The 2,339-nt window shown below is 42.7% G+C and carries 1 protein-coding gene and 1 pseudogene; both read left to right on the top strand.

What is annotated here, in order from left to right; all coding sequences use genetic code 11:
* Nucleotides 1-589 (top strand): annotated as a pseudogene (locus tag LC574_RS36190) (hypothetical protein); the annotation flags it as partial.
* A gap of 35 nt (nt 590-624) precedes the next feature.
* Complete coding sequence (gene hpnH / locus LC574_RS36185) at nt 625-1,644, top strand: adenosyl-hopene transferase HpnH (RefSeq protein ID WP_229458443.1); 1,020 nt, start codon at nt 625-627, stop codon at nt 1,642-1,644.
* The last annotated feature ends 695 nt before the right edge of the window (nt 1,645-2,339 follow it).

Below are 2,339 nucleotides of genomic sequence, written 5' to 3'. Positions count from 1 at the left end.
ACCCAGCAGCCCAATTGGCTCGTTGGATATCAAACCTACCCCCACAGGTGATATAATCCTGCGATTTTTGCGGCGGCAAATGCCCTTTTACTTAGATACTGGTTTGAATTTTATCGATGTGCGGGATGTGGCATGGGGGCATTTACTGGCTTTGCAACGGGGTAAATCAGGCGATCGCTATATTTTAGGTAATCAAAACCTCAGCCTCAAGGAACTACTCGAACAACTCGCTGATATCACCAGTCTAATAGCACCTCAACGAACTCTACCCGCTTGGTTGCCCCTTAGTGTTGCTTGGGTTGATGAAAAGATTTTCGCACCCTTGGGGAAATCGCCCTCAGTGCCATTGGATGGCGTTCGGATGGCGAAACAACCTATGTATTACAATGCCGCTAAGGCTGTACGAGAGTTGGGTTTACCTCAATCTCCGTTAAAGGCAGCACTTAAGGATGCTGTAGATTGGTTTGTTGCTCAGGGGTATGTCAACCCCTCTGGGGAATTCAAAATTCAAAATGACGCTCGCGGACTCGCTAACGCTGCGCTAACAAAATTCAAAATTAAAGACCCCACAGATAAATCTTGGGGTTGAGAACGTGGTGTTTTGATCAACAGAGGAGTAATAGAATGGCAGTTAATCTACAACAAGCTATGGATATTGGGAAGTATCTTGTTACCCAGCGTTTGAAAGGACGTAAACGCTTCCCTTTAGTATTGATGTTGGAACCTCTTTTTCGGTGTAATCTAGCCTGTACTGGTTGTGGTAAAATCCAACATCCAAAGGAAATTTTAAAGCAAAATCTCACCCCAGAACAGTGCTTTGCCGCAGTGGAAGAATGTGGCGCACCAGTTGTCTCAATTCCAGGGGGAGAACCTCTTCTACATCCCCAGATCGATGAGATTGTTCAGGGATTAATTGAGCGCAAAAAATATATTTACTTGTGTACCAATGGCTTGTTGTTAGAAAAGAGCCTAGATAAGTTTCAACCTTCTCCTTACCTGACTTTTAGCGTGCATTTAGATGGGATGCGGGAGTTGCACGATCAGTGCGTCGATCGCAAAGGTGTTTTTGATATTGCTGTCAAAGCTATTCGCGTCGCTAAAGCTAAAGGCTTTCGTGTTACCACTAACACCACTATCTTTGAAGGTACTGAAGCCAAAGATATGCAAGAATTTTTCGACTTTCTGGACACACTTAATACTGACGGGATGATGATTTCTCCCGGCTACAGTTACGAGTGGGCACCAAATCAAGATCATTTTCTTCATCGAGAACAAACACGCACCCTCTTCCGGCAAATTCTGGCTCCATACAAAGCTGGTGAAAAAAACTGGAACTTCAATCACAATCCACTGTTCTTAGATTTTCTCACTGGTGAAAAGGACTACGAATGCACGCCTTGGGGTAGCCCTAGTTATAGCGTTCTCGGCTGGCAAAAACCTTGCTATCTGCTGAACGAAGGTTATTACTCTACCTTCAAGGAATTACTAGCACAAACTGACTGGAGTCAATACGGCCAAAAGAGTGGTAATCCCAAGTGTGCCGATTGTATGGTTCACTGCGGCTACGAACCCACTGCCGCAATGGATGCAATGCAACCGCAAAATATGGCGCGTGCCCTTAGCAGTGTGTTTGGCAGGGGCTAGTCTCGATCAACCCAAAAATGATGGGTGAAGGGGAGCAGGGGAGCAGGGGAGGCAGTTAGAATCTTTCTTTCTGTGTTCTCTGTGCCTCTGTGGTTCGTTATTTAATATAAGTATTGTTAGCTTGACACAGTAGTATTAAATAATAAATGCTACACAGGCAACAGTGCGATCGCACCCTTAAGCATTATGTTTTGGTTCGTAGCAAAAATGATGTAGGCACAATTCATGAATTATGCTTATTAAGCATTTCGGGCAACGCATAATTAATTTCTGAAGATGTCTATTGCAAATCTAGAGCTTCGGCCGGGCTAATAATCCTAAGTCTACCGATTGCATAGTTAACTACCGCTATAGGCCAATACGCTTGGGTTGGAGAAAATTGTAAACTTATGTAAACTAAATTAACAAACATAACAATAATTTGTAATAAATAATGACGCGGCAGCATTGTATAAAGATAACTTGGAAGGAAAAAACAACATCTTAATCAGGTTTTCCAGTCGTTCACAGAAATTTGAAGTTTTGTAACAAAAGTTTTAATCTGAAAGCCTAGAGATTGTAAACTTATTCCGTGGATGTCTGTTTTGAACCTTTCGTAACTCGTCAGGCAGTGGTGACATCAAAAATAAACTGAACTATTCAGTTTTGAGTCCAATTATTCTTAACCAAGCAAACTAGGAGATTTAAGGCAATGG

The organism is Nostoc sp. CHAB 5715, from assembly GCF_020829685.1.
Taxonomy (GTDB): domain Bacteria; phylum Cyanobacteriota; class Cyanobacteriia; order Cyanobacteriales; family Nostocaceae; genus Nostoc.
The sequence above is the reverse complement of the archived record's forward strand: the minus strand, read 5'-3'. Positions and strand labels throughout refer to the sequence as shown.

What these genes read in the sequence shown, in the direction of transcription:
- hpnH (WP_229458443.1), top strand. Translation starts at nt 625, where the DNA reads ATGGCAGTTAATCTACAACAAGCTATGGATATTGGGAAGTATCTTGTT.